General features: G+C 63.3%; 23 protein-coding genes. 6 read left to right on the forward strand and 17 right to left on the reverse strand.

Annotation, left to right across the window (positions count from 1 at the left end; all coding sequences use genetic code 11):
• Window positions 1-278: 278 nt before the first annotated feature.
• A complete protein-coding gene (locus C2I19_RS13655) occupies window positions 279-2,096 on the forward strand; it encodes a hypothetical protein (RefSeq protein ID WP_103903250.1) in 1,818 nt (605 codons plus the stop codon).
• Window positions 2,097-2,163: 67 nt separating this feature from the next.
• On the opposite strand, the gene C2I19_RS13660 is transcribed toward C2I19_RS13655, so the two are convergent.
• The 6 genes from C2I19_RS13660 to C2I19_RS13685 all read right to left on the reverse strand — a co-directional run bounded on the left by C2I19_RS13660 (window position 2,164) and on the right by C2I19_RS13685 (window position 7,174).
• Window positions 2,164-2,544, reverse strand: coding sequence for a RidA family protein (locus C2I19_RS13660; protein WP_103903251.1), 381 nt, complete (start codon window positions 2,542-2,544; stop codon window positions 2,164-2,166).
• Entirely contained in the window at window positions 2,544-3,737 is a 1,194-nt protein-coding gene (gene hemW / locus C2I19_RS13665; RefSeq protein ID WP_103903252.1) for a radical SAM family heme chaperone HemW, read from the reverse strand. Before hemW ends, C2I19_RS13660 begins: the two co-directional genes overlap by 1 nt.
• On the reverse strand, window positions 3,734-4,327 hold the full coding sequence (rdgB, locus tag C2I19_RS13670) for an RdgB/HAM1 family non-canonical purine NTP pyrophosphatase (protein WP_103903253.1): 594 nt from the start codon (window positions 4,325-4,327) through the stop codon (window positions 3,734-3,736). The genes hemW and rdgB overlap by 4 nt, the downstream gene beginning before the upstream one ends.
• A gap of 65 nt (window positions 4,328-4,392) precedes the next feature.
• Window positions 4,393-5,457, reverse strand: a complete 1,065-nt coding sequence (locus C2I19_RS13675) for an ABC transporter substrate-binding protein (protein ID WP_199181178.1) — start codon at window positions 5,455-5,457, stop codon at window positions 4,393-4,395.
• A 104-nt stretch (window positions 5,458-5,561) separates the two neighbouring features.
• Window positions 5,562-6,509: a tRNA dihydrouridine(20/20a) synthase DusA gene (gene dusA / locus C2I19_RS13680; RefSeq protein ID WP_233201195.1), complete on the reverse strand. Its 948-nt coding sequence runs from the start codon at window positions 6,507-6,509 to the stop codon at window positions 5,562-5,564.
• A gap of 431 nt (window positions 6,510-6,940) precedes the next feature.
• Window positions 6,941-7,174 (reverse strand): hypothetical protein, encoded by a 234-nt coding sequence (locus tag C2I19_RS13685; protein WP_103903256.1) that lies wholly within the window; start codon window positions 7,172-7,174, stop codon window positions 6,941-6,943.
• Window positions 7,175-7,482: 308 nt separating this feature from the next.
• Here C2I19_RS13685 and C2I19_RS13690 point away from each other — a divergent pair, with 308 nt between their 5' ends.
• The 3 genes from C2I19_RS13690 to C2I19_RS13700 are packed head-to-tail and all read left to right on the forward strand — an operon-like array spanning window position 7,483 to window position 9,608.
• Window positions 7,483-8,142: a LexA family transcriptional regulator gene (locus C2I19_RS13690; protein ID WP_103903257.1), complete on the forward strand. Its 660-nt coding sequence runs from the start codon at window positions 7,483-7,485 to the stop codon at window positions 8,140-8,142.
• 4 nt (window positions 8,143-8,146) lie between these two features.
• Window positions 8,147-8,884, forward strand: coding sequence for a VUT family protein (locus tag C2I19_RS13695; RefSeq protein WP_199181174.1), 738 nt, complete (start codon window positions 8,147-8,149; stop codon window positions 8,882-8,884).
• Window positions 8,862-9,608: a metallophosphoesterase gene (locus tag C2I19_RS13700; protein WP_158253707.1), complete on the forward strand. Its 747-nt coding sequence runs from the start codon at window positions 8,862-8,864 to the stop codon at window positions 9,606-9,608. The genes C2I19_RS13695 and C2I19_RS13700 overlap by 23 nt, the downstream gene beginning before the upstream one ends.
• A gap of 13 nt (window positions 9,609-9,621) precedes the next feature.
• On the opposite strand, the gene C2I19_RS13705 is transcribed toward C2I19_RS13700, so the two are convergent.
• Window positions 9,622-10,179, reverse strand: a complete 558-nt coding sequence (locus tag C2I19_RS13705; protein WP_146056814.1) for a hypothetical protein — start codon at window positions 10,177-10,179, stop codon at window positions 9,622-9,624.
• Window positions 10,180-10,384: 205 nt separating this feature from the next.
• Here C2I19_RS13705 and C2I19_RS13710 point away from each other — a divergent pair, with 205 nt between their 5' ends.
• Entirely contained in the window at window positions 10,385-11,971 is a 1,587-nt protein-coding gene (locus C2I19_RS13710) for an ABC transporter substrate-binding protein (RefSeq protein WP_103903260.1), read from the forward strand.
• A gap of 26 nt (window positions 11,972-11,997) precedes the next feature.
• Here C2I19_RS13710 and C2I19_RS13715 read toward each other — a convergent pair whose 3' ends face one another.
• Together C2I19_RS13715 and C2I19_RS13720 are read right to left on the reverse strand one after the other, a co-directional pair.
• Window positions 11,998-12,768, reverse strand: a complete 771-nt coding sequence (locus C2I19_RS13715) for a 4'-phosphopantetheinyl transferase family protein (RefSeq protein WP_103903261.1) — start codon at window positions 12,766-12,768, stop codon at window positions 11,998-12,000.
• The gene (locus C2I19_RS13720; protein ID WP_103903262.1) at window positions 12,768-13,397 is read right to left on the reverse strand and encodes an ArsR/SmtB family transcription factor; all 630 of its coding nucleotides are present in this window, start codon (window positions 13,395-13,397) and stop codon (window positions 12,768-12,770) included. The genes C2I19_RS13715 and C2I19_RS13720 overlap by 1 nt, the downstream gene beginning before the upstream one ends.
• 153 nt (window positions 13,398-13,550) lie before the next feature.
• On the opposite strand from C2I19_RS13720, the gene C2I19_RS13725 reads away from it, so the two are divergent.
• A complete protein-coding gene (locus C2I19_RS13725) occupies window positions 13,551-14,042 on the forward strand; it encodes a DUF2938 domain-containing protein (protein WP_103903263.1) in 492 nt (163 codons plus the stop codon).
• 66 nt (window positions 14,043-14,108) lie between these two features.
• Here the strand turns inward: C2I19_RS13725 and C2I19_RS13730 are convergent, their stop codons facing one another.
• The 8 genes from C2I19_RS13730 to C2I19_RS13765 form a co-directional block, all read right to left on the reverse strand.
• The gene (locus C2I19_RS13730) at window positions 14,109-14,681 is read right to left on the reverse strand and encodes a flavoprotein (RefSeq protein ID WP_103903264.1); all 573 of its coding nucleotides are present in this window, start codon (window positions 14,679-14,681) and stop codon (window positions 14,109-14,111) included.
• 33 nt (window positions 14,682-14,714) lie between these two features.
• On the reverse strand, window positions 14,715-15,524 hold the full coding sequence (gene cysE / locus C2I19_RS13735) for a serine O-acetyltransferase (RefSeq protein ID WP_233201196.1): 810 nt from the start codon (window positions 15,522-15,524) through the stop codon (window positions 14,715-14,717).
• 74 nt (window positions 15,525-15,598) lie between these two features.
• Window positions 15,599-16,117 (reverse strand): group II truncated hemoglobin, encoded by a 519-nt coding sequence (locus C2I19_RS13740; protein ID WP_199181175.1) that lies wholly within the window; start codon window positions 16,115-16,117, stop codon window positions 15,599-15,601.
• A 29-nt stretch (window positions 16,118-16,146) separates the two neighbouring features.
• Window positions 16,147-17,013 carry a GNAT family N-acetyltransferase gene (locus C2I19_RS13745; protein WP_103903265.1) on the reverse strand — a complete coding sequence of 289 codons (867 nt, stop codon included), beginning with the start codon at window positions 17,011-17,013 and terminating at the stop codon, window positions 16,147-16,149.
• Window positions 17,014-17,044: 31 nt separating this feature from the next.
• Window positions 17,045-18,175: an acyl-CoA dehydrogenase family protein gene (locus C2I19_RS13750; protein WP_103903266.1), complete on the reverse strand. Its 1,131-nt coding sequence runs from the start codon at window positions 18,173-18,175 to the stop codon at window positions 17,045-17,047.
• Complete coding sequence (locus tag C2I19_RS13755; protein WP_103903267.1) at window positions 18,172-18,906, reverse strand: thioesterase II family protein; 735 nt, start codon at window positions 18,904-18,906, stop codon at window positions 18,172-18,174. The genes C2I19_RS13750 and C2I19_RS13755 overlap by 4 nt, the downstream gene beginning before the upstream one ends.
• Window positions 18,903-20,477: a GMC family oxidoreductase gene (locus C2I19_RS13760; RefSeq protein ID WP_103903290.1), complete on the reverse strand. Its 1,575-nt coding sequence runs from the start codon at window positions 20,475-20,477 to the stop codon at window positions 18,903-18,905. The genes C2I19_RS13755 and C2I19_RS13760 overlap by 4 nt, the downstream gene beginning before the upstream one ends.
• 8 nt (window positions 20,478-20,485) lie before the next feature.
• The gene (locus tag C2I19_RS13765; protein ID WP_199181176.1) at window positions 20,486-23,833 is read right to left on the reverse strand and encodes a non-ribosomal peptide synthetase; all 3,348 of its coding nucleotides are present in this window, start codon (window positions 23,831-23,833) and stop codon (window positions 20,486-20,488) included.
• Window positions 23,834-23,837 lie beyond the last annotated feature (4 nt).

The raw sequence follows: 23,837 nt of genomic DNA on the forward strand, positions 1-23,837 counted from the left end.
TCCGATACGACAAATTGAAGTGCAACTATGAGAGCGTGGTCGCCATGGCGTGCGCATACCTATGGTTGCCTATGTGAAACGTCAACAGCCCCTAGCCATCTTTAGCTATTTTCATGTGTTCAAAACATCTCAAGCCTGCAATCCGGCCTGCATTTGCTCCACACAAGGTCAAGCATCAGGATGCAATGCTGAAAACATAAGAGTAAACTTCCGCCGCAATAAAAAATAACAACAGCACCTTGACTCGAGATGACAACCATCCAGCAAAGGCTTTCGTGATGAACACAATAATGAAACTTCTGCCTCTCGCCGTAAGCAGCGCCCTGCTATTGACCGCTTGCGGCGGCGGCGGAGACTCCACTTCCAACGCCAATGCCGGCAATAGCGGCGGCACGCCAGCGTCTCAAGGCATCGGCCAGGTAAATGGCACGGTCGCTTCCGGCGCGCCGATGGAAAACGCCCTGCTGACATTCAAGGATGCTTCCGGAGCCACTATCAAGGCCAGCGCCGATGAAAACGGCGCTTATCAGGCGGACCTGTCCAAGCTCAAAGCACCCGTTCTGGTAGAGGCCAGCGGCACGATAGGCGGTCAGGATGCCTTGCTGCACTCCGTCATCACCCAGTCTGGCGTCACCAACGTCACGCCTCTGACCGAGGCCATGGTGGCGTTGAGCGCGGAAAACGATCCCGCCGCCTGCTTCGCGGACAGCAAGTGCGCATCCCTGCTGACAGCGGACAAGCTCGCCGCCAGCAGCGACAATCTCCAAGCCGCCCTTGCCCCCATGCTGATCGCGCATGGTCTGGACAGCAAGCTGGATCTGCTGCACACGGCCTTCAAGGCCGATAAGACAGGCCAGGACAAACTATTGGAAATAGTCAAGGTAACCGCAGGAGATAACCCAGGCGAAATTGCTATGCATAGCGCCTTCGGCAACGATGAGCTAGTCGTTAGCCATACACAAAAACCTAAAACTACGATTCTGCCCCCGACTAAACTACCCGACTTCAAAGGCTTGGATGACTTAGCCAAACAATTGACTGCGGCGTACCAGAGGGCTGATGGTTTAAGTGATCGTTTGCAACCACTGTTGAGCAAGAACTTCAACTCTTACGGCGATACGGCTATTCAATATATCGCAAGTGCGCAAGACAATGCCTCCACCCTTGATCCAAAGACCCAATACACCGGAGTGGGCGATAAATATGGACGGCCACTAATTATCCGATGCGACAACGACATACGCTGTGAAGTCAAGTTGACGATAACGCCAAACAAGCAACCAAAATACTCTTACAATGCAATTGTTGTGCGCGAAAATAATGCGTGGAAGTTAGCGGGGAACGACGCCCCCGTTTCATACGAGCTTAATACGGAAGCACAACAGGTTATTGATGTTAATAAAAGAACCACAACATTAGACAATCTGCTGTATGTATCCATTTCCACCTACAGCCAGCTCGACCAGCTCAACTCTTACGATCCATCCAGTCCAGCGGTAGAACGCGTCCATAGCGCTCAATTGCTGGCCGGCGATCAAATACTCAAATCGTTCACTACTCAAACGGGTTGCGGATTTACCACCGAAGGCGTATTTGGCCGCATGGACTCCAACCCGAGCTGCGGTCCCAGATTCAAGCTTAGCGATAAGGAAATTCAAGCTTACAATCTAGCCGTACGCAAAGGATCACTGAAGCTTCGCTTCTTCGCTGATACAACCTTTCAAAAACAGATTGGTCGTGATGTGTATCAACACGCACTGCTATTCTCTGGAAATGACCTCAAAAAACAGACGTTCCCAAGCTTTGACGATGCCTCTATTTCCAAGGCAAACAATGCGAATGGCAATACCGCACTCAACTTAAATTGGACTGTTCCAAAATCACTCACGTTTAGCTTGCTCAGCCTGAGGATGGTTCAACATACCCCGACTCAAATGCTGCATCGCGACGAGGGCATTGAAGACCCATCTATGCGTAGCAGTACTCTTCAGTCTCAAATCAATGCCAAGTTGATCAATCCTGATGCCTATCGCATCACGTTATATGCATTGGATACTTCAGGCCGGTCAGTACTTACTCGCTATATGTTCCGTTAACACCCTTCCAACATGACAAACCCCGCGCCAAAACGCGGGGTTTTCTTTTAGCCGCAAGATAATGCGCTTACAGCACCATCACCGCTTCGGCTTCCACCAGCACGCCCTTGGGCAGGCTGGCCACGCCGACGGCTGCGCGCGCCGGGTAAGGCTGGCTGAAGTATTGCGCCATGATTTCGTTGAAGGTGGCGAAGTTGGACAGGTCGGTCAGGTAGGCGTTGAGCTTGACGATCTGGTCCAGGCTGCCGCCGGCGGCCTCGCACACGGCCTTCATGTTCTTGAACACCTGATGGGTTTCCGCGGCGAAGCCGCCTTCCACCACGGTCATGCTGGCCGGGTCCAGCGGAATCTGGCCGGACAGGTAGACGGTGTTGCCTGCCTTGACGGCTTGCGAGTAAGCGCCGATAGCGGCCGGGGCCTTGTCGGTATGGATGATTTCTTTAGCCATTATTCATCTCCTTCTTTGAGGAACAGGGTGAGCAAATCGTTGAGGAAGCGCTGGCCTTTCAGCGTGGGACGCAGGATGACGCCGCCTTCGCTTTCCAGCAGGCCTTGCGCCTGGGCGTCGTCCAGTTGGCGACGGATCAGCGCCAGCGGCAGCCCGGTGCGTTCTTGAAACAGGCGGCTCTCGAAGCCGCCGGTCAGGCGCAGCAAATTCATCATGAATTCGAACGGCAGATCGGCGCGGGCAACCTTCTGGCTGCTTTGCAACGGCGCGCCGTCCGCCACCGCCTTCAGATAGGCCGCCGGCTGCTTGTGCCGCATCTGGCGGACGATGCCGGCGTGACTGCTGATCTTGCCGTGCGCGCCGGCGCCGATGCCGACGTAGTCGCCGAACTGCCAGTAATTGAGGTTGTGCCGGCTATGGCGGCCCGGTTTGGCGAAGGCCGAGGTTTCGTAATGATCGAAACCGGCGGACGCCAGGCGGGATTCTATCGCCTCCTGCATGTCGGCCGACACCTCGTCGTCCGGCAGATTCTTCGGCGTTTGCGCCGCGAACATCGTATTCGGTTCTATCGTCAGATGGTAGGCCGATAGGTGGGTGATGCCGTAAGACAGCGCGGTGTTCAGGTCGGACAGCGCCTGGTCCAGGGTCTGGCCCGGCAGCGCGTACATCAGGTCCAGGTTGACGTTGTCGAAGTGGGTCAGCGCGATCTCGACCGCACGCTTGGCCTCGTCGCCGTCGTGGATGCGGCCCAGCGCCTTCAAATGCTTGGGATCGAAGCTCTGAATGCCGATGGACAGCCGATTGATGCCAGCCTCGCGGTAGCCGCGGAAGCGTTCAATCTCGAAGGTGCCGGGATTGGCCTCCATCGTGATCTCGGCGTCCGGGTGCAGCTTCAGCCGCGCGCGCACGCCGGCCAGCAAGACGTCCATCGCCTGCGGGCTGAACAGGCTGGGCGTGCCGCCGCCCATGAAGATGCTGGTCAGGGGCCGGCCCCATACCTCGGGCAGCGAGTATTCCAGATCGCGCAGCAGCGCGTCGACATAGGCCATCTCGTCGAAGCCGTTTTTCGGCTCGTGCGAGTTGAAGTCGCAATACGGGCACTTGCGGATGCACCACGGGAAGTGGATGTACAGCGCCAGAGGCGGCAGCTCGCGCAGGCCGCCCGTCAGCGCCGAGACGTCGATCACGCTCATGCCAGCGCCTTGAGCTTGGCCATCAGCGCGGCCAAGGCCTGGCCGCGGTGGCTGACGCGGTTTTTCTCGGCGGCGTCCAGCTCTGCCACCGATACGCCGTAGCTCGGCAGGTGGAAATGCGGGTCGTAGCCGAAACCGCCTTCGCCGGCAGCCTCGTCGCGCACCTCGCCCAGCCAGATGCCGTCCGCCACCAGCGGTTGCGGATCGTCGGCGTGGCGCACCAGCACCAGCACGCAGTAATACCAGGCGCGGCGGTTGGCCTCACCCTGCAGCTTTTCCACCAGCAGCGCGTTGTTGCGCGCGTCGGACTTGGGCTCGCCGGCGAAGCGGGCCGAATATACGCCCGGCGCGCCGCCCAGCGCCTCGACGCAGATGCCGGAATCGTCGGCCAGCGCCGGCAGGCCAGTCTGCCGGCTGGCGTGGCGCGCCTTCTCCAGCGCGTTTTCCAGAAAGGTGTGGTGCGGCTCCGGGCATTCCGGCACGTCGAAATCGCGCTGCGGGCGCACAGTGACGCCCAGCTCGGCAAACAGCGCGCCGAACTCCTTCAGCTTGCCGGCGTTATTGCTGGCGAGAACCAGTTGGTCGAACATCTTTCGCTCTTTCTATCTTGTAAGTGGCCGGACTATCGTTCATGGCGTCCGGCCAGGCCGCCAGCTTAGCGGCTGACCTTCACTTCCGTCCACATCCGCGCCAGCACGCGCCGCTCGGCCGGCGTCAATTCTCGCAGCACGGTCCATTTTCCGGCCTGTTCCGGCGTCGGATTGATCACGGGGTGGGATTTCAGATCAACGCGGAAATACGCGCTGGCGCCGGCCACCGGATTGGTGGCACCGTTGAGGTTGGTCAGTTGGGCGGCATTCTTGCCATCCAGCATGAAATTGATGAACTGGTGCGCCAGGTCCGGCCGTTTGGCGCTGGCGGTGATGGCCATGGTGTCCACGCCCAGCTCATTGCCCTCGCGCTGCGATACATTGCCGATGTGGAAGCGCCGCTTGCTCAGGCGCGCATCTTCGCTGGCCTGGAAGAATTCGGTGGAATAGCCCAAGGCCACCCAGATATTGCCGATGGCCAGCTGCTTCAGATAGCTGGCATTGGAGAACGCCGCCCAGTAAGGCTTGGCCCGCTTGATCACGTCACGCGCGGCGCGCATGTCGGCTTCGGTGGCTTTGTTCGGGTCCTTGCCCAGATAGAACAGCGCGGCGGTGAATACCTCGCGCGAGCTGTCCAGCACCGTCACCTTGCCCTTGATCTTCTGCAGCACCTTGGGATCGAAAATCACCGACCAACTGGTCGGATCGATGCCCAGTTGCTTCAGTTTCTCCACGTTGTAACCCACCGAAGTCAGTGACAGCACAGTGGGGATGGTGTAGCGGTTGCCCGGATCGTAGCTTTGCGACAGATAAGTCGGCGCCACGTTCTTCAGATTGGGAATTTGCCGGTGATCCAATGGTTGCAAAAGCTTCTGCTTGGTCATGGCCTGCACCACGAAACTGGACGGAAACACCATGTCGTAGCCCTTGGCGCCGGCAGCCAGCTTGGCCAGCATCTCCTCGTTGTCGCCGTAATAGTCCTGCACTACCTTGCAGCCGCAGCGCTTCTCGAATTGCTTGACGATGTTGCCGGACAGCGAGCCGCTCCAGTTATAGATATGCAACACGTCATTGGGACCGGCCCAGGCGAGGCTGGAAGTCAGCGACAGGGCAAGCGTCAGCTTCTGCATCGTTTTCAATGGGATTCCCTCCAGACGGTCATGCCAGACATGACAAAAACAAAAGGCGGCGCCTAGCCGCCCTGGCAGATGCCTCCTGACGGAAGCTTGCGTTCTCAGCCGCGGCGGCCTTGCTGCGTCGCTTCATAAGCCTGGCGCAGCAGGCCGGCGTCTGCGCCATCCAGCAGCTTGGCGTCGGACAGCATGCGCCGCCAGTTGCGCGCGCCGGGCAGGCCCTGGAACAGGCCCAGGATATGGCGGGCGATATGCCGCACATTGCTGCCGTCGCCAAGACGAGCGGTCACATAGGGCATCATTGCCTCCACCACCGCCGCGCGCTCCGGGCCGGCGGCCTCGTCGCCATAGAACAGCGCGTCCCACTCGGCCATCAGCCACGGGTTGTGATAGGCCTCGCGCCCCACCATCACGCCGTCGACATGCTGCAGGTGCCCGGCGATTTCCGCATTGCTTTTCACGCCGCCGTTGAGCAGGATTTCCAGGTCCGGCCGCTCGCGTTTCAGGCGGTAGACGTAATCGTACTTCAGCGGCGGAATTTCGCGATTCTCCTTGGGGCTCAGGCCCTTCAGGATGGCATTGCGCGCATGCACGATGAAGGTATGGCAGCCGGCCTCGGCCACGGTGTCGACAAACTCGCGCAAGTAATCGTAATGCTCGATCTGATCAATGCCGATGCGGTGCTTGACGGTGACATCGATTTCCACCGCGTCGCGCATCGCCTTGACGCAATCGGCCACCAGCTTGGGCTCAGCCATCAGGCAAGCGCCGAAAGCGCCCTTCTGCACTCTCTCCGACGGACAGCCCACGTTAAGGTTCACTTCGTCGTAACCCCACTGCTGCGCCAGGCGGGCGCATTGGGCCAGTTCGGCCGGCTCGGAGCCGCCAAGCTGCAGCGCAATCGGGTGCTCGGCCTCATCGAAACGCAGATGGCGCGCGACGTCGCCGTTCAGCAGCGCGCCGGTGGTCACCATCTCGGTGTACAGCCAGGTATGGCGGGTAATCTGGCGAGCGAAGTAGCGGTAGTGGCGATCCGTCCAGTCCAGCATCGGCGCCACGCTCAGACGGCGAGATGGCCTATTTTCTTGAAATCCTTGATTGGCGCGGCTAGCAGCGCCCTTAAGTGCAGTGTTGTTTACGTTCATTCCGGCTGATTTTCGCCTGTTTCCGTCCCGCCTGTACTACAAAAATCGCTGCTTTCGCGGGCTATCGCACCGCTCGTTCACGCAGCGTAGCGCCAGCCTTGGCGCCTGCGAGGCGGTGACGACTAAGCATTTGAATAAACTAGGAATTATCCACGCTCACAGCGGGAAAGGTCAAGTTCAGCGCGGAGAGGATCGCCCTTCGCCGCCACCGGGAAAAGCCATTCGTGATTGAAAACGCATGACCGCTCAGGATCAACGCCCCCATGTTCCACGATGCCAAGCGCCCCAAACCGTCAAATCGCAATACACATCAGTGCAGCTCTGGCGGCAGCAGGTCAAGTTGTTGGAGGCGTCAGACGATCCGCTTTGCGAATCAAACCTTGAATGTCTTCCGCCAGGATGACATTGTGCTCAAGACTGCGGCCTATCAGTTCCAATAAGTAACTTTTTCCGAATACTGGAGACCCCTCCCACTCGCTGCCTGCCTGGCCAAGCATATTCAGCATGACGATGATGGCGGGTTCTCCATCAATCACATCCAGCGCAAAATCTTCTTCTGCAATTTTCATTTACTTTTTCCTCGCATCAGGGCTGCTCATAACCCGGCCATTAATTATCCTAGTTAAAATTTATCGCATGAAAACAATATTCCTTTGAATCTTTACAACTGCATCAGGAATGACACAATCCCGCCATGCCATTATAATATCCCGCACACCAAAAAAATAGCACGATATTTTCATGAATATCGGTACAGAAATAGTTTCAACAAGATTGAAACAAGTTTCCCGCATCAAAAAAAGCGGACGGAATAGTTTGATGTTAAATTCAAGCATCCCTACGCAGGTGGATTTGATTGAAATGAAATGGAGGCTAAATGAGCAAGGCCATGTGGAAAGAGGAGGACGCAAGTGCAGAGCTATTATGCAATGCGTCGAAAAACCTGGCGCGGCTGATGGAACGCGCCGGTGTCGATGCCGCTCAATTAAGCCAAAAAACGGGATTGGGCGTGGCGACAATCAACAACATCCGACGCGGCGTGGGCAACCCCACCTTGCTGACGCTGATGGAGTTGGCAAGATTTTTTGACATCAAATTAAGCGATTTCATCGAAGGAGAGCTGGGAAGGGATATCAAGCCGCTGCGCGCGGTGCTGGCAGTGCCCTTGATCAAGTTTACCGAGATCGCCTTGTTCCTGAGCGGCGTGATCATCGAATCAGACCATTACTTCATCGACGCCGCCGGCTTCAATGCCCAAGATGCGTTTGCCGTCTTGCTGAACAACGACTCCCTGTTTCCCAATTATTCCCAGGGCAGCGTGTTCATCGTGGCGCGGGAAGAGCGTCCAGCGGATGGAGATGTGGTTTTGGTCAGCATTGCCGGCCAGCCGCCTTGCTTCCGCCGGATGTTCGTCGACGGAGATCAGTGCCTGTTTTCCAGCATATCGCTGATGCACGATTTGCAACCTTTCGTCTGCCGTGATTTCAAGATAGTCGGCGTGGCGGTCAAGGCGATTAAGACTTTTAGCGCAGGATGAGCAAGTGGAACAGTTTAGACTTTATGGCTTGATTGTCGGTTTGTCTGTCACCATCATGGTGGTGTGCGACTCCTTGGTATACAAAACCCTGGATATTTACAGCCTGAAGATCACGGCCAGCGGCATTGTATTTTCACTCTGTTATTTGCTGTCCACAATTTCTACCGAAGTATACGGATACAAGCTTGGTGGCCGCACAGTATGGATATTGGTCGGATGTCAAACATTTTTCGTCTTGATCATCAATCTCTTCTCGCTGCTGCAGCCGGACAACAATGCTATTTCCAAACAATACTATCTTTTGTTCCATGAGTTTTGGAGAGTAATGATAGGCACCTGGGTCTCCGTGCCGGCCTCTTATTTCTGCAATGGCTTCGTGGTGTCCAAGATGAAGGTATTCTTCGCCGGCCGTTTCTTCTTCGTGCGCTATGTCATCGCCTCCATGCTGGCTCAAGCCGTACTGTTGCTAACCGCCTATCCCATCAGCTTGTCGTCGCGCTACAGCGGACATGAGCTGGTCAACATCATCGCCACCACCTGGTCCTACAAGGTGTTGATCTCGATTGTCCTGTTGCCGGTCGGCTACTATCTGGTAGGCGCGGTGAAGAAAATCGAGAAAACCGACTATTTCGACTGGAGCGTCACTTACAACCCGCTGGCGGTGTTCAAGCAAGACGGCGGCGCGCTGCAAAGAAACCAATACGCAATGGAGGAAACGCGTGAGAGTCGCGCAAATATCTGACTGCCATTTATTCGCCGAAGACAGCGCCCGGCTCATGGGCTACGATACCTATCGCGAATTCGACAAGGTCATCAGCGAACTTGAGCGGCGGCATGCGGCGGAACTGGACGCTCTCCTGGTGACCGGGGACATTTCGCAGGATGAAAGCCGCGCTTCCTATGATCGCTTCGCGCGCCGGCTGCAAAGCGTGGGCCTGCCGGTCTACTGGCTGCCCGGCAACCACGACGCCGCGCCGCTGGCTGAGCAAACACTGCGCCAGTATGAGTGGATGCGGCCGCTGACGCGGCTGGAGACGGACGATTGGCTTCTGCTCGCGCTGGATTCTGTGCAGCCCGGAACGGACGATGGCCATATCGGAGAAGCCGCCGTCGAGCGCTTCCGCCAGCAATTGGCCGCGGCGGACAAGCCAGCCAAACGCAGCGCGGTCTTGCTGCACCATCACCCGGCGGCGGTGGGCACGCCCTTGCTCGACAGCTGCATGCTGCGCAACACGGATAGATTCTGGGACTTGATGGCGGAGCTGCCCAATCTGCAGCTGCTGCTATGCGGCCATGCCCATGGCGATTATCGCTTGCAAGCACGCGGCGTGGCGCTGGAGGTCTGCCCGGCCACCTGTTTCCAATGGCGCAAGGGCACGGCGGCGCTGGATACGCAGGATGCGCGCGGCTACAAAGTGCTGGCGTTCGATGCCGCGGGCTTCCGCAGCATGACCGTCATGGTTTGAGCGGCGGCGGGATTCAGCGCGCCCCGCGCCGCAGCGCCACCACCTTGGCGGCGTTCTCCGGCGCGGCCTGATCCTGGCGGCGCGCCTCTTCCCCTGCGCGGCTGATTTGCCGGGAAAGGGCGCGGCCCTTCTGAAAACCGGCGCTGTAAGCGATCCTGCAAATCTCCTGAGCGTTCAGCTCCGCAAAGTAGTCGATATTCTGGCAGATGCTTTCCCCGGAATAGACTTCGCTATTGCCCTGCAGATGAATCCGATAGTGATTGCCGCGCATCTCTTCTTCGACCCTGCAACGCTGATCATGCGCTTTCAGATTGTTTTCCAGCAGGGCGATCTTGATCAGGTCGCGCGGATTGATCGCGGACATGATTTGATTGCTGGCCAGGATGTCGGCGTGGGACAGTTTGACGAAATCATGGCTGCCGTAGAGCTTGAACAGGTACAGGCATTCCTTGGCATGCTTGCCGGGCAGCCTGTCGCACAGCGCCAGTTGGTAAGGCGGATTGAATACGCTGATGATCCACTGCTTGACTCGAGTTAGAAAATGAACGCGCACAATGCATGCCCCTTGCATGAAACGCATCCATCTTACTCAAGTCAGCTCTTGTCCGCTTGATGAAATTTTCCGAAATATTTAAATAATCATTGTATTGATTGGCCACTCATCGCCCGAGTAAAACCGCCTGCAAGCGTGACATGCCAGTGTGCGATACTCTCGAAGCATAACTTTATGCTGGCGCCAGCCATCCCCGGCCGCGTCAGCTCACCGGAATACGGCCATGCCCTCGCACCGCTCCTTGCCAACCCTGCTGCTCGCCGCAGCCTTCGCCGCCCCCCTATCCGCCTGGGCCGCCAAGCCCTTGGTCTTTTGCGCCGAAGCCGCGCCGGAAGGCTTCGATCCTGCGCTATGGGACAGCGCCACCACTTATAACGTCACCAAGCCCATCTTCCAGGGCCTGCTGGACTTCCAGCGCGGCGGCGTGGCGCTGCGGCCCGGCCTGGCGGAAAGCTGGTCCGTCTCGGCCGATGGCCTGGAATACACTTTCAAGCTGCGCCGCGGCGTGCATTTCCATCGCACGGACTACTTCACCCCCAGCCGCGACTTCAACGCCGACGATGCGCTGTTCACCATCAATCGCTGGATCCAGCCGGAGCTGCCCTTCAACCAGGCTTACAAAATGCCGCTGCTCGGGCCGGACGGCTATGGCTTGTCCAAAATGATCGCGTCGGCGCGCAAGGTGGACGATCGCACCATTCAGATCCGGCTGAAGGAGCGCAACGCCACTTTTCTCACTTTCTTCGCCATGGGCTTCGCCGGCATGCAATCGGCCGAATACGCCGAGCAGTTGCTGAAGTCCGGCAAACCGCAGCAGATCAACCAGCAGCCCATAGGCACCGGTCCTTATCGCTTCAAGAGCTACACCAAGGACGCCGTGATCCGCTACGAGGCCAATCCGCAATACTGGGGCAAGCCGCAGAAAACCCGGAGCCTGGTCTTCGCCATCGCCGCGGACCCGCAAGTGCGCATCCAGAAGCTGAAAGCCGGCGAATGCCAGATAGCCGCGGCGGTGCGCGAATCCGACCTCGACGTGCTGCAGGCCGATCCCGGCGTCAAGATTGCCTCCGTCGGCGCCAGCAATATCTCCTATCTCGCTTACAACCTGAAGCGACCGCAATTCGCCAAGCGCGAAGTGCGGATGGCGCTGGACATCGCGATCAACCGCGACGCGCTGTTCAAGGCGATGTTTCCCAAGGGCGGCGCCACCCAGGCGGTCAACCCCTTCCCGCCATCCACCTGGAGCTGGAACCCCAAGACGCGCAACGAATACAACCCGGCCAAGGCCAAGGCGCTGCTGGCCCAGGCCGGCTACCCAGACGGCTTCGCCGTCACGCTGTGGGCGCTGCCGGTGCAGCGGCCGACCAACCCCAACGGCAAGCTGATGGCGCAGATGATCCAGCAGGACTGGGCCAGGATAGGCGTCAAGGCCACGATTCAAAGCTATGAATGGGGCGAATACCTGAAACGCGCCGCCGCCGGCGAGCATGACGTGTATATGTCAGGACTGACCAGCACCTCGGGCGATCCGGACGACTTCCTGTGGAACAGCCTGTCCTGCAGCGTCAGCAAGGGCGGCCAGCGCTTTTGCGACGCCGAGTTCGACCGTCTGCTGGAACAGGCGCGCCAGACCACGGACCAGAAGCAGCGGACGCGCTACTATCTGAAGGCTCAGGAAATCTTCAAATACCAGCGGCCATGGATCACCATCGCCCACTCGCGCATCGACATCCCGCTGCGCAAGAATGTGCAGGGCTTTGTCATGAATCCGAACGGCTCCTTCGATTTCGAGGACGTATGGCTCAAATGAGTCCGGCCTGGCGGCCAGGCATGGTTCTACCTCGCCAGCCCGTCCGCCAAGCTATCAAGCGGCTCGCGCTCGGCGACCAGCGTGTGCACCTCATCGCCCGCGCGGCGGAAGCGCACCGCGAACGGCCGCATAAGCCCGCTCAACGCGCTTTTCGCCGTCGGCGCCAGCGTGAGCCGGCCGGATTGCCAATCCAGCTCCCGCACTTCGAATTCGGAAAAATCGACATAGCGCCCCGCCAGCCTGTGAATAGCCTTGTAGCCGGCCTCCTTGGCCGAGAAAATCAGCGTTTCGGCCAGCGTGTCCGCCCTGTCGCCCAGCCAGCTTTCCCGTTCGAATGCGGTGCAGCATAGCGTCCGTATGCTCTCCGCCGCGCTGTCCCTGGCCAGCCGCTCGCTATCCATGCCCAGCGCGGCGTAAGCGGACGCCGGCGCCGCCGCCACGTAGGCGGCCTCGCCGTGATGAGTGATGGAGCCAAGCATCCCGTCCGGCCATAGCGGCGCGCCGCCGTCCATGCGCCCCACTGCGGCATCGGCCAGTCCCAACGCCGCCAGCGCCCGCTCGGCGCACAGCCGGCCGCCCAGAAAGGACAGCTGCCGCTTGCGCACCGCGCGCGACAGCTCCGGCGGCAGCCAGTCCGCCAGCTCGCGTCCGGCCAGCGCGCGATCCAGTTCCGCCAAAGAAATCCCCGCGCCCGCGCCATCGTCCAAGGCCTGCGGCGCAGGCAGCCAACAGGAGGCCAGCGACGCCGCGCATGCCGGCTCCAGCTTATCGCTCAGCCGCGGCAAACCATCCGTCATCACATGCCGCCCCGCAATTGGCGGGCGTTGCGGCCCAGCGCGCGCAGAATGGTCACCGCCTTGCCAGACAAGGCGCAATAATTGCCGCGGCAATAGGCTACGACTTCCTGATCGCGCGGCACCTCGGCCAAGCGCAGCTCCAGCTCGTCCAGCGGAATATTGACGGCGCCGGGCAAATGGCCCGCGGCGTACTCGGATTCGGAACGCACGTCCAGCAGCACGATCTCGGTTTCCTGCATGCGCTGCAGCAGCTCCTCGCGCGAAATCGCCTCCAGCTTGTCCTGCTGCCACAGGCTGTCCGAGATCAGCTCGCGGATTTCCGATCGATTGTGCTCGGCGCAAGCCCGCAACGCCGCCAGCAGCGCGGCGATAGGCCCGCCGCCCAAGCGGTACAGCACATTCTTGCCTTCGCGCCGCGACTGCACGAAACCGCTGCGCTTGAGCTGCTGCAAATGCTGAGAAGCATTGGCCACCGACAATCCGGCCAGATCGGACAGCGCCTCCACCGTCTTCTCGCCGCCGCCGATATGCTCGAGCAGGAGCAGGCGATGGCTATTGCCCAGGGTTTTGGCCAAGTCGGCCAAGTCGTTCAGTCGCGCACCCTTTAAATGCGTTTCAGATATTGACATGATCTGCCCAATCAATTCATCATTAAATAAAAATATTGAATGTTACATGGCAAGCTTATCCGAAATCGGCGCGGCCTGCAGAATCTCGTTGCCGTCCGGCCTCAACCACCCGGCGCCAAGCGCCTGGACAACCCACTCTAGGATGAAATCGTGATGACTCCAGAATTTATCACCCACGCCCTGGCGCTAGGCATAGGCGCGACCCTGGTCATGGATATTTGGGCCTGGTTCCTGCGCCGCTTCTTCAACATCCCCTCCCTGAATTACGCCATGGTGGGACGGTGGAGCGGCCACCTGCTGCGCGGCCGCTTCCGCCACGACAATATCGCCAAGGCGGAACCGATTGCCGGCGAAGCGCCGCTGGGCTGGAGCCTGCATTACGGCATAGGCGCCGCGCTGGCCGCCCTGCTGCTGGCGCTGACCGGCCCGGAATGGCGGCTGGCGCCGACGCCGCTGCCGGCGCTGGGCTTCGGCCTGCTCACCGTGGCCGCGCCCTTCTTCATTCTGCAGCCCGGCCTGGGAGCGGGCATCGCCGCCAGCAAGACGCCGCAGCCCAACGTGGCGCGCCTGCGCAGCCTGTCCGCCCACGCCTCCTTCGGCGTAGGCCTCTACCTGTCCGCCCTGCTGCTGGCCCGCCTGCTGTAGTCCCCCCGCGCCTGGCCACAAAAAAACCGGCGGATAGCCGCCGGTTTGCTTTCCTTGCCGCCGCGCTCAGCGCCGCAGGCTGGTGCGCATCAGCTCCACCGTCTGCTCCGGCGACGGCAGCGAGGGGTGGCCCACCATGCGCCCCAGCGAAACATCGTAGTTCTCATGCCACACCGGCTCCGCCACCTGATAACCATCCTCGCGCAGCTGCCGCACATTGCGCTGCACGGCGGCCTTCTCCCACATCACCGCGCCCATCACCGGGAAGAACAACACGGGGAAATTGGAGGCCAGGATGACCGTGGCCAGCCGGTTAGGCGCCGCGCCCTGCGCCGCCGTCGCCAGCATATGCGCGGTGGCGGGCAACACGGCCAGCAAATCGTGGTCGGCCACGATGCGCGACGGCTTGTCCGTGGGCCAGTCCTCCGGCCGCTCGCCGGCTATCACCCGGTCCGCGTACAGGCCCACGCTGGCGGCCGGCAGGAAAAGCTGGGCGCTGGCCGTCATCAGCACGGTCAGCTCGCAGTCTATGCCGGTCTTGATCGCCACCAGATAGCGCGGCAGTGTCAGAATGTCCACGGAGCCGCAGGCGCCGATCAGGATGCGCCGCTTGCCTTCCCTTGTTTGCTTCGATTGCATCGATAAGTCCTTTTCGTCGAGTCATCCAGGCCGCTAGGCCAGCCGCGCGGACAGTGCCGGCGGCAGCGCTCCGGCCTTGACGACGCGCGCCGGCACGCCGGCGACCGTGGCGAAGGCCGGCACATCCTTCAGCACCACGCTGCCCGCCGCCACCACCGCGCCGGCGCCCACTTCGATATTGCCCAGGATCTTGGCGCCGGCGTACAGCGTGGCCCCGCGCCGGACCTTGGGGTGACGGTCGCCTCGCTGCTTGCCGGTGCCGCCCAGCGTCACGTCGTGCAATATGGAAACGTCGTCTTCCACTACCGCCGTCTCGCCTATCACTAGGCCCGTGGCGTGGTCCAGGAACAGGCCGCGGCCCAGCCTCGCCGCCGGATGGATGTCCACGCCGCAGCACATCGAAGTCCGCAGCTGCAGCATCTGGGCCGAGAAGCGCTGTTCGCGGTCCCGCCACAACGTATGCGCCACTCGGTGCGCCTGCAGCGCGACGAAGCCCTTGCTGAACAGGAACACCTGCAGCGCGCAGTCTGACGCAGGGTCCCGCTCACAGGACGCCGCCAGGTCGCGCATGGCCGACTGGCAGATATCCGGATGGCGCGCCAGCGCGTCCAGCAGCAGGCGCCTGAGCGGCCCGCTCGCCGGCTGCCCGTGGAACAGCTGTTCGCACAGCATGCAGGCCAAGGCCGACGGAAAGCATTCAGCCTCGCTCAGCAGCGTCTGCACGCAGCTGAAAACCATGGGCTCGCATCGCTCCAGATCGGCGATGCCGCCGCGCATGCGGCGCCAGAAACCGTCTAGGTCGTCCAGCATGCCGGCGTCTAATTTGATTGGTTCGCGTTTCATGTATTTCCCACGGCATGGCCGCGCGGCCAGCCTCTGGCTCCCGCCGCGCGGCGCGTCCCATACGACAGGCCCGCTTAGGGCGTGCCCGGCTTGGCTTCGCCCCAGCCCCAGCGCGGCACGGTTTCGCGCCGCGATGGCGGCGCATCCGGCTGGGAGTTGGCCTGCGCGCGGCGCGAACCCCACTCGACATAGGCGGCGAAGGCCGAGCGGAATTCCGGATCGCTGGGCAGGCCCACTTCGTCGGCGGTTTCCATCAGCAGCTCCACCCAGCGCTTGCGCTGCTCCGGCTGGATGCCGCGGCCCCGATGCATGCTTATCATGGTTTTGAAGCCGCCGCGCTCATTGGTGTAGCGCGGCTCGCCGCCTAGCACTTCCTCGAACCACATGGCCAGATGCTCGGCATGGAAGTCCGGCACTTCGCGGAACATCTCGGCCAGCAGCGGATCCCGCAATACCTTGGGGTGGAAGGTTTCCGTCAGATTGCGCAAGGCCGCCCGTCCGCCCATCCATTCGAACAGCGTGGGAAGGTCGAACAAAGCTTCTTCGTCCAGATCGCCCGCGCACGCCAGCGGCGATTCGACTACCTGATCCATGAGTGACTCCTTGATAAATTGGTAAAGGCTCAGCCCAGCTCCAGCGAGGCGATGGCCTGTATTCGCCCGGCCTGCACGCGCGGCGGCTCGCCGCGGTACAGCCGGAAGGTATGGAAGACTTCGCGCAGCCCCAGGCCCTGCAACTGCCCAAGCAAACCCGTTGCGGTCTCCGGCACATCCAGCGTCAGCGCCGCGCCAGCCGGCGCGAAAGCCAAGGCTTGCCGGAATAGTTGCTGCCGCGCGTCTTCGTGCTCGGCGTAAAAGGGGCCGAAGCGGTAGCCGACGCTGGAGACGCGCGCGCCTATCAGGCCGTCTATGCCGCCATCCGCCCCGCGGCTGATCCAGCCGCGGCGGCCCGCGCCCAGAAACCAGCGCCTCAGCATGGCGTGGCGCCGCACGCCGCCGCTTCGCTGGTCATAGCCGCATGCCTCGTCCAGATTGGCCGGCGACACCGGCTCCAGGCCCGGCCCGGCCGGCGGACGCGCCGTCGGCGCGCCGCACAGCCGCAAAGTGCGATATTGGCTTTCGAATCCCCACTTCGCATAGTTATGCAGCTGCGCCGGAATGCCGTCGCCGCCCAACGTGCGGGCGCCTCCATGCAGAATGGCCTCTTCCCACAAGCGGCGCGCCCACCCCTGGCCCCGCAGCGCCGGGGCCGTCAGGTAATAGCCCATGTGGGCGTAGCGCTCGTCCAGATTGACGACCGAGATCGCCGCCGCCGGCGCGCCGTCCACGAAACCCAGATGGAAGCCTTGCGCGTCCGCGTCGAAAAAGCATTCGGCGTCGCCCGCGCCCAAATCCCAGCCTTCTCGCTCGGCCCAGCTCAAAGCCGCGCCCCACTCCGCCAGGCTGGCTGGCCGGCCCTGCCAAAGCGGCGGCCTACCTGAATTCATCATGCCGTCCTCCTCGCCCGCTGCTCGCATGGCCTCACAGGCCCAACGATTTGCTGATCAGTTCCTGCAACACCTCGCTGGTGCCGCCGTAGATCTGCTGCACCCGGCTGTTGACCCAGTTTTTGCCGATGCCGGACTCGCCCATATAGCCGGCCGCGCCGTGCAGTTGCAGGCAACGGTCCGCTACCTTGCCCTGCAGCTCGGTCACCCACAGCTTGAGCCGCGCGGCGTCCACCAAGCTCAGCGCGCCGGCATTGAAGCGCGCGATGGCGTCGTCCAGATACAGGCGGGCGATGCGGATCTCGGTATCCAGCTTGGCCAGCGTGAAGCGGTTGTGCTGGAAGCTGCCCACCGGCTGGCCGAACACAGTTCTCGCCTTGGCGTAGGCCAGGGTTTGCTCCAGCGCCGTTTCCATGCTGGCCACGGCCACGGTGGAGATGCTCAGCCGCTCGCGTATCATCGCCGTCATGAAATAGAAGCTGCCCAGGTTCTCCCGTCCCAGCAGATTGTCCGCCGGCAGCAGACAGCGCTCGAAGAACAGGTCGGTGGTATCGCTGGCGTGCCAGCCCAGCTTGGCGCGCAGCGGCCCGCGGCTGAACCCCTCCGCGCCGCGCTCCGCCACCAGCAGGCTGATGCCCTGGCCGCGCTGGGCATCGGCCGTCTTCACCGCCACCACCACCAGATCGGCGTTATGGCCGTTGGTGATATAGGCCTTGCTGCCGTTCAGCTCGTAGCGGTCGCCTTGGCGCTCGGCGCGGGTCGTCAGCTCGTTGGCGTCGGAGCCGGCATGCGGCTCGGTGATCGCGATCGCGCCGATGGCGCGGCCCGAGCACAGCTCAGGCAGCCAGCGCTGCTTCTGCTCCGGCGTGCCCAGGGTCAGGATGTAGCTGGCGATCACATCGTTGTGCGACACCAGCCCCGGCACGCTCATGCCGGCTCGGATCAGTTCCTCGATCAGGATCATGGCGTAGCGGAAGTCGCTCTCGCCGCGGCCGCCCAGCTCGCGGCTCACCCCCATGCCCAGCAGCCCGGCCGCGCCGGCCTGCTCCCAGAAGTCTCGGTCCACCCGGCCCTGCGCCTCCCACGCGGCCACTCTCGGCGTGGCGGCTTGCGCCAGAAAATCGCGGCAATGCCGCCGGAATTCGTCCAACTGCGTCGTGCTCATATCGTTGCCTCCCGCGGGGACGACGACAGAATGTCGCGCACCCGCTGCCAATGCCGGTAAATGGCGAAGTGATCGCCGGGTATGGTGTGCAGCTCGGCGCCGCCCTCGCTGTGGGCCTCCCAGGCCCGCAACTGCTGCAAGGTGACGTGCGGGTCTTGCTCCGCGCCTATCAACCGCAGCGTCTGCGGCACTTTCAGCGCGCGGTGCGCCAGGAATTGCCGGCGCAGGCGATAGTCGCAGCGCAACTGCGCCGCCACCCGGCCGGCCAGCGCCGGCTCGCGCAGCACCGCCTCCGGCGTGCCCTGGTCTGCCCTGGCCACGGCCAGAATCTGCTCGTCGCTGAATAAATGGCGCTCATCGTCCGGCTGGATGCTGGGCGCGATGGAGGCCGACACCACGCTGAAGCGCGGCGTCAGGCCATGGCGCCGGCTCATTTCGCTGGCGACGATCACGCTGAGCACGCCGCCGAAGCTATGGCCGAAGGTCGCCCACTCGGCCACCCCTTGCGCCTGTCGCTCGCGCAGGTCCGCGCACAGTTGGTCGGCCAGCCAGGCCGCCAGCTCGGGCAGGTTTTCCATGGCCAGCATGCGGATGCGCGAACCGCGGCCGGGCATTTCCACCGGCGCCAGCACGCCGTCGTCCCAGGCCTCCGCCTGCCAGGCGCGGTACAGGGCGGCCGAGCCGCCGGCATGCGGAAAGGCGTATACCACTCGACGAGGCCGCGCGCTCATGCCCGCTCCTTGTCCAGCAGCGCAGCGGCCAAACGCTCCGCCAGCATGATGGTGGTCAGATTGGTGGGCATGGACGGGATGGTCGGAAACAGCGAGGCGTCCGCCACGGTCAGGCCGTCCAGGCCATGCACGGCGCCGTCCTCGCCCGCCGCGCAGGCGGGGTCGGCGGCCGGCCCCATCCGCACCGTGCCGGCGGCGTGCCAGCCGGGATTGACCAGATTGCGCACCGCGCTGGCCACCACGGCCGGGTTGCCTATCATGGATTCGGACCAGAACTGCACGCCGTCCAGGTAGCAGGACACCAGCGGGTCCTTCAGCACGCGCCACAGCAGCCTCACTCCGCCGGCCAGCCTGGCGATGTCGGCGTCGTCGCTCAAGGGCAGGTCTATCCGCGGCAGTTGGGCCGGATCGCCGCTCAACACCCGCACCGCGCCCTGCGCATTGGGCCGCATCAGCATCACCGAGCCGCCCACCAGCATCGGATAGGCCACGCGCTCCTGGAAGCTGGGCACTGTTTCGCTGGCCACGTTGTTCAAGAGGCCGATCTGCACATCCACCCGCTCGTCGTAGCCGCTGCAAGCGCGCGCCGCCACCTGGCGCCATGGCAGGCCGCGCGCGCATACGCCGGGTTTGGGCAAGGCCCACAGCACCAGCGAGGCGTGATCGGTCAGATTCCGTCCCACCGCCGGCAAGGCCGCGCGCAACGGAATGCCGGCCGAGGCCAGGTGCTCCGGATCGCCGATCCCCGAACGTTGCAGCAGGGCCGCAGTGCCGACCGCGCCGGCGCACAACACCACCCGGCGCGCAGCGTAACGCAGCCGTCGGCCGCCGACCATGGCATCGACGCCGCAGGCGCGGCGGCCGTCGAATACGATCCCGGCCGCTTCCGCGCCGGTCTCCACCGTCAGGTTGGCTCGCCCTTGCGCCGGCTGCAGATAGGAACGATAGACGTCCATCCGCTCGGCCTGGCCGCGCACATTGGCCGGCACCAGCCCCACCGCCGCGTCTTCGCCCAAATTCAGGTCATCGGTATAAGGCATGCCCTGGCGCTGGCAGGACACGGAGAAAGCCTGGTCCAGCGGATGGATCTCGCCGGTTGCCGGCCGCCGCAGCCGCAGCGGGCCATCTCCGCCGTGCCACTCGTCGGCGCGGTCCGCGTCCTGCTCCATCTTGCGGAACCACGGCAAGACCTTGTCCCAGGACCACTCCGGGCAGCCCATGCGTTCCCAAGCGGCGAAGTCGCTGGGAAAGGCTCGGAGCGCCACCGCGCCGTTGATGGCGGACGAGCCGCCCAGCACCTTGCCCAGACTGTAGGCGAAGGGCTTGCGCCGGCCGCCGCGCTCGCCGTCGCCGCGCACATGGGCTTCATAACCCCAGTTGTAGCCGCTCAGCACCAGGCGCGAAGCGTCGCGCAGCGGGCTGTCCTCCCGCGCGGAGTCGGAAGCCGGTCCGGCCTCCAGCAGCAGCACGCGATGCCTGCCGTTTTCCGACAGCCTCGCCGCCATCACGCAGCCGGCCGAGCCGCCGCCGACCACGATGAAGTCGAATTCGCCGCCTGCCGTCATCGTCATGCTCTCCATCACGCCGCCTCCGCCGCGATCGCCAAACCGTCCAGCAGCTTGGCGAAATCGCGGATGCTGGCGTTCATGAACAGGCCCTCGATCACGTCCTGCTCCCGCTCCGGCGTCAGCGCGTAACGGTCGCGCAGCGCGCTGAGCAGGCCCACCGCGTGCAGCGAATCGCCGCCGATATCGAAGAAGCCGTCCGTCACGCCGAAGTCTTCATGCCTGAGCTGCTTGCGCCACAGCGTCAGCAGTTCGTTTTCGAGTTCGCCGGCCGGTTCGGCGCCCAGCTCCGCCTCGTCGCGCTCCTGCCATGGCTGCGGCAGGGCTGCGCGGTTGATCTTGCCGTTGGCGGTCAGCGGCATTTCATCCACCGGCACCAGGTAACTGGGCACCATATAGGAAGGCAGCTGCTTGCTCGCCAGCTCGCGCAACCCATCTAATAGCGCCTGCCAGCCGGCATCGCCCTGCGGCGGCGTCTTGGCCGCCACATAGGCGACCAGGTGGCGCTGCCCGGTCTTGGCGTGGCGCGGCGCGTCCAGCACCACGTGATTGGCCTCCGGATGCTCCAGCAGGCAGGCCTCTACCTCGCCCAACTCCACCCGATAGCCGTTGATCTTCACCTGGCTGTCCTCGCGGCCCAGGATTTCGATCACGCCATCATCCAGATAGCGGCCCAGATCGCCGGTCTTGTACAAGCGCTCGCCGCTCCGCGGATCGACGATGAAGCGCTGCGCGGTTTTTTCATCGTCGGCCAAATAGCCTTGGGCCACGCCGCAGCCGGCGATATAGAGTTCGCCGGTCACCCACTTCGGACATGGCGCCAGCCAGTCGTTCAGCACATGGAAGCGCTGATTGGCCAGCGGCTTGCCGTAGGGGATGCTGGTCCAGGACGGATCCACCCGCGCGATGGGGTGGCAGATGGACCAGATCGAGCCTTCCGTGGCGCCGCCCAGGCTCACCACCTGCACCGCCGGCAGGCACTCGCGGATACGGCCGGGCAGGTCGATGGGAATCCAGTCGCCGCTCATCAGCACCAGCCTCAGCGCGGTCTGCGCCAATGCGTCGCCGCAACGGTCGGCCAGCGCCTTGACCGGCGCCGGCACGCTGTTCCATATCGTCACCCGGTGCTGGATCAGCGTCTGGCACCAAGCCTGCGGATCGCTCGCGCCGGCGGCGTCCTGGAACACCACCCGGCCGCCGGCCGCCAGCACCCCGAAGTAGTCGTAGACGGACAAGTCGAAGCCGGCCGGCGCCACCGAGAACACCGCGTCGTCGCGGTTCACGCCGAAGCGGCGGTTGATGTCCAGCACAGTATTGGCCGCGTTGCGGTGGCTGATCATCACGCCTTTGGGCTCGCCCGTGGAGCCCGAGGTGAAGATCACATAAGCCAGATCGTCCAGCGACTGCGGCGAGGCCGCTTCCGGCCACGCCTCGCCCGCCGGCACCTGGTCCACATCGATGCGCGGCAGACCCTCATGCGTTTCTTGCGGATGGATGTCGCCGCGGCTGAGCAGCGCGCGCGCGGCGCAACGGCGCAACAGGCTCTGGCGGCGCTCCGCCGGCAAGGCCGGATCTATGGCGACATAGGCGCCGCCGGCGATCAGCGCGCCCAGGATGGCCGCGATCAGCTCCGGCCCCTGCGGCAGCGATACGGCGATCCGTTCGCCCGGCTTCACCTCGGCCTGCCCGCGGATGGCTTGCGCGATCGCGCCGGCGCGGCGCGCCAGCTCGCCGAAGCTCATGCTGGCCTCGCCTTGTTGCACCGCCACCGCGTCCGCCTGGCTGCGGGCGCGCCGCAGCACCAGCTCGTGCAGCAAGGCAAGCGGCAATGCCGTCTCCGTGGCGTTTGCCTGCTCGCGCTCAGCCAGGTCCACTGCCGGCAGCGCGGTCACCGCGCCGAGGGACGCCCACACGCCCTCGTCGCTCAGACAGCGCTCCAACAGGCCCATATAGCAATCGAGCATGTCCTCGACCATGCCAACAGGGAACAGACCGTCCACGTGGTTCCAGTTCACACGCAAGGCGTCGCCGTCGCGCAGCAGCTGGTTTTCCAGCCAGACCTGCGGCGTCTGGTTGCGCTCGTACACCGCGCGCGCGCCCTGCCAGCCGCCATCCTCGACCAGCTCGTTCAAATCCGCGTCCAGCATATTGCTGAACACCACCGGCGAGCCGGCGACGCGCTGCCCCTGCTGGCGCGCCTGCTCGCGCAGCAGCTGGATGCCGCTGTAGCCGGCATGCCAACGATGGCTGAGCAGATCGGTTTGCAGCCTGGCCATCCTGTCCGCGAAGCTCTCGTCGGCCGATGCGGCGATGGGCAGCAGCAGCGGTTGCAGGAAATTGCCGGCGATATCGGCCACGCCGTCGAAATGCGGCCGGCGGCCGAAAGTCGTCAGCGTCAGCGTGAACGACTGCTGCTTGGACCACTGCCGCAGCGTTTCCACATAGGCGCCCAGCATCAGGCTCTCCGCCGTCAGGCCCCGCGCCTCGGCCGCGGCGCGCAAGGCGGCCAGCTTGTCCGCCGCCCATTCGCGGCTGGCGCGCGCCGTGCGCGGCGGCGTCAAATGTTCGGGAGCCGTCTTCAGCGGCAGCTCTGGTGCGGCGCTCAGTTCGTCCAGCCGGCTCAGCCAGTATTGACGGTCGCGTTCGCCGCAGGCGCCGGCCTGCAGCGCAGCCTCCGCCGCCCGGTAAGCCGCGAAAGAGGCCTGCGCCGGCAGCTCGACCAGCGGCTGCCCGGCATAGGCGCGCCACCAGTCCCGCATGACGATGCGCACGCTGCGCAGATCGAGAAACATCAGATCGAACAGCAAATGCAGCCGGATGAGGCCGTCGTCCAGCAGGCTGGCCCGGATCTCGAACGGCGCCGCCTGGTTCAAGGGCAGCAAGGTGTGGCGCATCCGCTGCCGCTCCGCTTCCAAGTGGCTGGCGCGCGCAGCCTCGTCCCAGCCTCGCGTATCGGTCAGCACTATGCGGCAGCTAGGCGCCGCCGTCGCCGCAGCCTGCTCGCCGCCGTCGCGGATGGCCGTGCGCAGCGCCGCGTGGCGCGCCACGGTGGCGGCCAACGCTGCCTCCAGCCGAGCCAGATCCAGCGCGCCAACATCCCATTCCTGATAGAAGGCGCTGGAGATGCCGCCCAGCTCCAAGCCCGGATTGCGGCCTATCAGATAGGCGTACTGGATATCGGTCAGCGCGAAAGCGCCATCGTCCCGCGGCGTCGGCGCCGCTGCGCCGTCCTCGCGCGGCAAGCCGCCCCGCAGCAACTGCTGCATCTGTTCCGGACTGGCGATCTCGCGCTCTTCGTGCCGCTCCGCCCCAACCGCTGCCGTCAGGCCGCAGGCGCGGATGGCCTCAATGATGGTGTGCATGTGT

This window comes from Chromobacterium alticapitis (assembly GCF_002924365.1).
GTDB lineage: Bacteria > Pseudomonadota > Gammaproteobacteria > Burkholderiales > Chromobacteriaceae > Chromobacterium > Chromobacterium alticapitis.